This is a genomic window from Nostoc sp. NOS(2021), assembly GCF_017115025.1.
Classification (GTDB): Bacteria; Cyanobacteriota; Cyanobacteriia; order Cyanobacteriales; family Nostocaceae; genus Nostoc.
Genome location: NZ_JABXKM010000298.1, coordinates 1 through 6,972 on the forward strand (window position 1 = coordinate 1; position 6,972 = coordinate 6,972).

Sequence of the window (6,972 nt, forward strand, 5' to 3'; positions counted from 1 at the left end):
ACGTTCGGATCTAACTGAGAGGTGCGGGAGATAATACTCCCCATCGACTCAACCATTCTGAATACGCCCTACTATTTCAACCACGAAATGGCGATCGCAATGGCTGGTTGTCGTCCGGTATTAGTGGCGACGGATGAAAATTACCAACTGCGAGAAGAAGCGATCGCTCAAGCAATTACTCCCAAAACACGGGCTGTGGTGACAATTTCACCAAATAATCCGACTGGAGTTGTCTATTCACAAGCAGCATTGCGCCAAGTAAATCGAACCTGTAGCGATCGCGGCATTTACCACATCAGCGATGAAGCCTATGAATACTTTACCTATAACGGGGTAAAACACGTTTCCCCTGGTGCATTTGGGAGTAGTAGTAAGTACACCATTTCTCTCTTTAGCCTTTCCAAAGCATACGGTTTTGCCAGCTGGCGTATTGGCTACATGGTGATTCCCAAACACTTATTTGTCGCCGTCAAAAAAGTGCAGGATACAATTTTGATTTGTCCGCCAGTAGTTTCCCAATATGCAGCTTTAGGGGCATTGCAGGCAAAAGAGGAGTATTTGAAGAGTAATATAGGTGCGTTGGGCCAAGTGCGGCAAGTAGTACTCGACTCCCTTAACCGCCTACAAGGTTTATGTAGCATTATACCCGCCAATGGCGCTTTCTATTTTTTCCTCAAAGTTAATACCCAAATGGATGCTTTTGAGTTAGTTAAAAGACTGATCCAGGAACATAAAGTAGCAGTCATTCCAGGTACAACCTTTGGCATGGATGACGGATGCTATCTACGCGTTGCCTATGGTGCGCTGCAAAAAGAGACGGCAAAAGAAGGTATAGAAAGATTAGTGCAAGGTTTGGAAACTATAGTTAGGAGTTAAGAATCATTCAATTTTGGATTCGCGCAAAAGAACGGTATTTATCCAAATTTCTGGCGAATAATCCAACTTTAAACCTGCAATACTTCCAGAACAACCTAAATCTGAGAGAATTACGAACACGACCAATAAGTGTATCAGTTGAATTTACTTACAGCAATTAAAACCTGAAAGAATGTTTTCAACAATAACCTTCCTTTCCACAAACCAGGACTTTCGTTGTGTCAAAGGCAGACGCAGTTATACCAATTTTGGATTTTAGATTTTGGATTTTAGATTAAACATCTTTACCAAAAGTCTGTTCCAGGAATGTCCAACATACTATCTATCTCAATTTGGTATTAGTTATGAAAAATAACGATAATTTTGTATTACGTAATACTTGGTACTATGCTCTGCCTAGTAATCAGATCAAGCCAGGTATGATGATCAGCCGCATTTTCTTGGGAGAACCGGTGCTGTTAATTCGTGACCAGGATGGCAAAGTGTCTGCGATGACAGACATTTGTCCTCATCGTGGTGTCCCCTTGAGTTGTGGTAGATTCAATGGGCAGGAAGTGGAATGCTGCTACCACGGTTGGCGGTTTAATTCGGCTGGGCGGTGTACTGCGATCCCGTCTCTTGTGGAAGAACAGCAGATGGATTTGAGTCGCTTCGACGTACAATCATACACAATTCGGGAAGCCCAAGGGAATATCTGGATATATATGGCTGATGCCGATAACCCTCAACCTGCTTCTGAGATGGAGATTCCGGTAATTCCAGGATTTGATGAGCGATCCCTACGGGGGGCTTCGCCAACGCCCCAGTTCGTAGAGGTGATGAGATTCCCCTGTTTTATAGATCATGCAGTAGTAGGTCTGATGGACCCTGCCCATTCACCCTACGTTCATCGCGCTTGGTGGTGGCGAAATGAGCAACTGCACGAAGAAGTAAAGCAGTTTGACGCTTCACCTTATGGCTTCACGATGCGACGACACCGATTGCCAGCGAATGGGGGTCGATTATACTGGCTGATTGGCGGTGGTGTGCCGGAAACGGAGATTTCTTTTCGTTTACCTGGAGTCAGAATCGAAGAAACCACTATTGGCAACCATCGAGTCGTTAATTTAACGGCAGTTACACCGATTTCAGACACAGAAACTGAGGTAACTTTTGCTCTTTACTGGACACTTCCTTGGGTGGGATTTTTCAAGCCACTGCTACATGTGCTGGCGCGGACTTTCATTGGTCAAGACCGAACGGTTGTGGAAAAGCAGCAGATTGGTTTGAAATATAATCCTGTGCTGCGGCTGATTAAGGATTCAGATATGCAGGCGCAGTGGTATTACCAGTTAAAGCGGGAGTATGCTCGATCTGTCGCTGAAGGACGAGAATTTGTGAATCCTGTCAAGGGTCAAATACTCCGTTGGCGTGCTTAGGGACTGACAAATAAAAAAATATCCCAAAACTGACGCAAAAATCCTCTCTATTTCTCTTCTCTCTGTGTTCTCTGCGTCTGGAGTGGTAGCCTGCGGCAAGCCGCTTTGCGTCTACGTTTCTTTGGATAATTTATTTCTTGCAAGTCCCTTAAATTACTCCAAAGTAAATTCTGCAAATTCTCTTTGTCCAAACAGCATATTTCGGTCTACGGCTGACAAGATTTTATTATTGGTGTGTTGGCTATTTAAACAGCGACCAACTAACTGCGCGACATCTGCACGATTGATACTACCAATAATGTGTGGATCTTCAGTCAAAACGCCATTACCCGTTGCTGGTTCTGACTTTAGTCCACCAGGACGGATGATTGTATAGGTAAGTCCACTGGCAATTAAGTGTTGTTCAGCTTTGTCTTTCTCAGCTAAAACTTTTCCCAGTACCTCTAAAACTTGGGGTGACGCAGCAACAACACTATTGCCAGCACCAATGGAAGATACAAGAATAAACTTTTGCACTCCAGCTTTAACTGCTGCATCAATCAGATTTCTATTACCAGGGTAATCCGGCCTTTCTACATCTGATGGTAAACCGCCAATTGTACTAATAACGGTGTGAATAGGTTCATCTGCCAAGATGGCACGTTCTACATCCTCAACATTTAAGGCATCTCCCAGAACTACCTCAATACCGATTCCTTCTAGTTCAGCAGCAACTGCTGCTGTTCTCAGGAGTGCTTTTACCTTTAGCTGTTGCGCCCTCAGATATTGAGCAATTTCTCGACCAACACCGCGACTTGCTCCAGCCAGAAAAATATAAGATGCACTTGTCATAATCAGCTTAACTATTTACGCTCAAAGGATTTTATCAGAGGATTGGCAGTATTTAATAATTGCTCAAGCAGTTGAGATGCTTCTGGTTGATGGCGAACATGAGTGTCAATAAACAAACTAATGATTTCACCCATCAGCAAACGGAAGCTTTCTTGGGGTTGGGTGGCGGGAAAGTCCAACAAGGGTGTATCTAGGGTGGAGTCTAGCTGATCAACTATCGAAAAGTGATTTGCTCCATCCAAAAGTACTAGATAGCTGTCATTTCGTCCTCCAGTAATTGCTTCTTGGAATGTACGGATGACTGGAGTGGTAGTATTTCCAGGACTTACACCATAGCGATCGCTGTTGTTCGCAATTACTCCATCGCAGGTTCCTCCCATCAGTAGAAGTGGTAGGGAGTCTGGTAAGGGTAAGATAGTACCTGCCTCGTACCCCAATAATAACGTTCCCATAGTGTGTAAACCATAACCAAAAGATGCTGCGACTGAAGGGAAAAAGTAGGGATCAGCATTTTCGATCGCTGCTCTACCACCTGCGGAGTGTCCACCTAAAATTATTCTTTGTAGATCAAGCATTCCAGCTAAAATACCCTCAGACTGTAACTGTTTCACTTTCGCTAGCAGTGTTGGCAAAGCTGAAGCAGTGGGAACAGTACGATAAATTGTTGGTTTCATTTTTTCAAAATCAACCCCTGGAGTCAGACTCATTATTCCTGGCATAGTTTCCGCAATCCAGTTAAAGAGAATCACCACTAATCCACGTTCAGCGAGTTTAACCGCCAACCATTGATATTGTTGAGCATCACAGTTAAAGCCGTTGAAGAAAATCACTACTGGAAAAGGTGCCTTTTCTAAATCAACGGGCAAAATTTCCCTATTTCTTTCTACCTTACGCCTCGATATCTGTGCTGGATAGAAAATTTTTAGGTGAATGGTATCGTAAGGAGACTGGAAACCCTCGATTTTAGCAGCTTGGAAAAAAGCACGAACTGTCATCTGGGGATTCTTCCTAATATCATTTTCTGAAAATTTTTCTATTGCTCAGGTACAACTGCTTTTAACAATCCCAATCTAGCGATCGGAAATAACTGAGTAACTATAATTACAAAAATATTACGATAGCAATTATACCTAACCCAATTGTAGGAAGTATTTTGGTAAGCAATTGTGCCAATCTAGCAAATAACTTTTCTTTGGATTTACTTATGGCTAAAAAATCTCAAACAAATCTAGAACAATATCAAGATGTCAGATTATCTGCCACCACAAGAATTTGGGTAATTACAGTAGCCATTCTCGGAGTTTGCGTCCCACTTTCAGTCGTTACTAAAAGTGGTGCTATTCTTCCTTTAGTTGCTATTGCTGGCGCAGCTGTTGGTACAGTTGCTGTTTGGCGTTCTGATGAGCAAAAATCAAAAACTAACTATTTGCAACAGCAGCAAATAGAACTGCTAGAGCGGAGATTAGCAAATTTAGAAACAATTGTTAGCAGTGATGACTTAAACTTGCAAATGAAAATTAAACAGATCGAAGCAAGGGATACTTTTGGCGACTCCTCTGATGTAAGTACTACACCCAGACAACCAAAACGCAAAGGTTAAAATTAGCCAATCTTCACCATTTATGCTTATTTCAGATGATCTCGCTTAGAATCATCGCTATTAGGTTATTTTTGTGTCGGTATTTGTTGGCTTAACGTTGCCGCAACCTTTGAAATCACTCTCACATTAAACTTTCCTTTGCAGCTAGAACTGTTTCCGTAGAAACAGTATCTCATTCTCCATGTCCGCTAGTATTGACTGATATCATCTAATTCTCTATACTTCAGCTGCATCAATTAATGAAATGTCTAAGTGCTATCCATCTATATCTTTCCCGCAAATATATGCCAATGACTGTGTTTTATTAGACTGATAACATTACTGAATTTTTAATTAACTAAGGTTATAAACTTGAGTAATTGCATTGGTATAGCTTACCGTAGGTATGCAATAGTTTGCCGCAGGAATGTAGATGGATTGGATTAGCTTACTCAAAGCTCAACAAACTGACTTCCTTCAACGTGTGAAAAAACCTAAAACTTATGACTTATCTTTGCTGGAAAGTCAAGTCAAAGGTTGTCACACTGAAATTATCGGATTTTGGGGTGAGCCTTTGGCAAAACTCCAAGAGCTTTCTCGCCAACAAGCAGAAGTTCTCGCCAAAAATCCGCCGCCGACGCCACCGGAATATCCTGAGCCTCCCGACAGGACGATACCTTTTCCCAAATACTTCCAACAGCAAGCTCAAGATTATCTTTTTCGGGAGCATATTGTTGACTGGGTGATAACTGAACGCTTGGGGAAGTTGGTAAAAAAGGTGTCACAAGATACTTTGCAAAACATGATTTTAGATGATGAGGGGAATTTGTGTGGCGAAAGCAAATTCTCTTATGTACTCAAAGATAATCCTCAGCTAGGTGTTCAAGTTTACGTTGCTGATGGAGAAAGTTTTAATGGTATTAAGAAAGACAAAATTAGGTGGTCGGTTACTCAAGAAGATTTAAAAAATCACCAAGTATTAATTTTTCTATGTTTGTTTTATCCATCTACAGGTAATTTAGGATACGAAAAACAAAGCATAATTACAGGTTTTTTACCTGCAAATCAAATTGAACTTACTGAACCAAAACTCTATGTCACTCCAAGTAAATTGTTGTATGCGGGGGGGGTGAGTTGGTATTTAGAATCACTTATTGGCAAAAAAGACACGTCGCCAGTAATTACTGAGAGCGCGATCGCAGATACAATACAGACTCTACCATCAGAGCATTGCCTCAAGGGTATAGTAGGTGACTGGGAATGCTGGCAGACTTTGAAAGGGCACAATAGAGGCATTAATTGCCTAGCTTTCAGTTCCGGGTGTGGGAATGGCAAAGCTTTACCCATATTGGCAAGTGGTAGTCGGGGAGAGACGAAGCTATGGGATTTAAGCAAGGGTGAATTAATCGAGACATTATCAGAGTATCCTTGGGTGATATCTGGACTGGTGGATGAAGTGAATTCTCTAGCTTTTAGTTCCGATGGACAGACTTTAGTGAGTTGCGGTGCAGATTCCACAATTAAGCTTTGGCATGTAGGCGCTTTAGACTTGATAGATATTTTGCATAAACATAATGGGGTAGTGCGGTGTGCTGCCTTCACTCCAGATGGCAGAATGTTAGCTACAGGCGGAGATGACAGAAAAATTCTGTTTTGGGATTTGATGCATCGTCAGGTTGCGATCGCACTTTCTTTAGATGATACAGCTGCTCATTCCCTAGTTTTGAGTCGAGACGGGCAAACTCTGGTTATAGGTAGCTATCGCAAAATCAAAGTCTGGCGCACCTTACCCCAGACGGGGATCAAAAGTTTAAAGGACGCACAACCACTGCATACCCTCATGGGTCATTCTCACATCGTGCGTTCCTTAGCAATCAGTGCAGATGGTAAACTGCTGGTGAGTGGTAGCTGGGATCAAACGATTAAAATTTGGCAATTGGAGACTGGAGAATTACTTCATACTCTGAAAGGACATCGAGATAGAGTATATGCGATCGCTTTAAGTCCCGATGAACAAATTATCGCTAGCGGTAGTGCTGATAAAACTATCAAATTGTGGCATCTACAAACCGGAGAATTGCTGGGTACCTTTACAGGTCATACTCATATAGTCACAGCATTAGCCTTCACAGCTTCCGGCGAGATGTTGGTTAGCGGGAGTTTGGATAAGACAATTAAAATTTGGCAACGCAGTTAATGTTAGTTCGTAATTCGTAATTAATTAGACTTCTTGCATAAATCAAAAAAAGAACCCCACCCCGCCAAAGC

At 42.2% G+C, this 6,972-nt stretch carries 6 protein-coding genes; 4 read left to right on the plus strand and 2 right to left on the minus strand.

The features are described from left to right. Positions 1 to 21: 21 nt before the first annotated feature. Both HWQ41_RS29155 and HWQ41_RS29160 read left to right on the plus strand, forming a co-directional pair. On the plus strand, positions 22 to 876 hold the full coding sequence (locus HWQ41_RS29155; protein ID WP_292770803.1) for a pyridoxal phosphate-dependent aminotransferase: 855 nt from the start codon (positions 22 to 24) through the stop codon (positions 874 to 876). 344 nt (positions 877 to 1,220) lie between these two features. Beyond that, the gene (locus HWQ41_RS29160) at positions 1,221 to 2,294 is read left to right on the plus strand and encodes an aromatic ring-hydroxylating dioxygenase subunit alpha (RefSeq protein ID WP_292770805.1); all 1,074 of its coding nucleotides are present in this window, start codon (positions 1,221 to 1,223) and stop codon (positions 2,292 to 2,294) included. A 153-nt stretch (positions 2,295 to 2,447) separates the two neighbouring features. On the opposite strand, the gene HWQ41_RS29165 is transcribed toward HWQ41_RS29160, so the two are convergent. Together HWQ41_RS29165 and HWQ41_RS29170 are read right to left on the minus strand one after the other, a co-directional pair. Next, entirely contained in the window at positions 2,448 to 3,125 is a 678-nt protein-coding gene (locus tag HWQ41_RS29165; RefSeq protein ID WP_292770807.1) for an SDR family oxidoreductase, read from the minus strand. Between the two features lie 11 nt (positions 3,126 to 3,136). Then, on the minus strand, positions 3,137 to 4,120 hold the full coding sequence (locus tag HWQ41_RS29170) for a dienelactone hydrolase (protein ID WP_292770809.1): 984 nt from the start codon (positions 4,118 to 4,120) through the stop codon (positions 3,137 to 3,139). Between the two features lie 209 nt (positions 4,121 to 4,329). Here HWQ41_RS29170 and HWQ41_RS29175 point away from each other — a divergent pair, with 209 nt between their 5' ends. Together HWQ41_RS29175 and HWQ41_RS29180 are read left to right on the plus strand one after the other, a co-directional pair. After that, the gene (locus HWQ41_RS29175) at positions 4,330 to 4,725 is read left to right on the plus strand and encodes a hypothetical protein (RefSeq protein WP_292770811.1); all 396 of its coding nucleotides are present in this window, start codon (positions 4,330 to 4,332) and stop codon (positions 4,723 to 4,725) included. A gap of 412 nt (positions 4,726 to 5,137) precedes the next feature. Beyond that, positions 5,138 to 6,901, plus strand: a complete 1,764-nt coding sequence (locus HWQ41_RS29180; protein ID WP_292770813.1) for a WD40 repeat domain-containing protein — start codon at positions 5,138 to 5,140, stop codon at positions 6,899 to 6,901. The last annotated feature ends 71 nt before the right edge of the window (positions 6,902 to 6,972 follow it).

Bases quoted from the DNA above. Each gene is read 5' to 3' on its own strand.
- HWQ41_RS29160 (WP_292770805.1), top strand. From the start codon at position 1,221: ATGAAAAATAACGATAATTTTGTATTACGTAATACTTGGTACTATGCT.
- HWQ41_RS29165 (WP_292770807.1), bottom strand. From the start codon at position 3,125: ATGACAAGTGCATCTTATATTTTTCTGGCTGGAGCAAGTCGCGGTGTT.
- HWQ41_RS29170 (WP_292770809.1), bottom strand. From the start codon at position 4,120: ATGACAGTTCGTGCTTTTTTCCAAGCTGCTAAAATCGAGGGTTTCCAG.
- HWQ41_RS29175 (WP_292770811.1), top strand. From the start codon at position 4,330: ATGGCTAAAAAATCTCAAACAAATCTAGAACAATATCAAGATGTCAGA.
- HWQ41_RS29180 (WP_292770813.1), top strand. From the start codon at position 5,138: ATGGATTGGATTAGCTTACTCAAAGCTCAACAAACTGACTTCCTTCAA.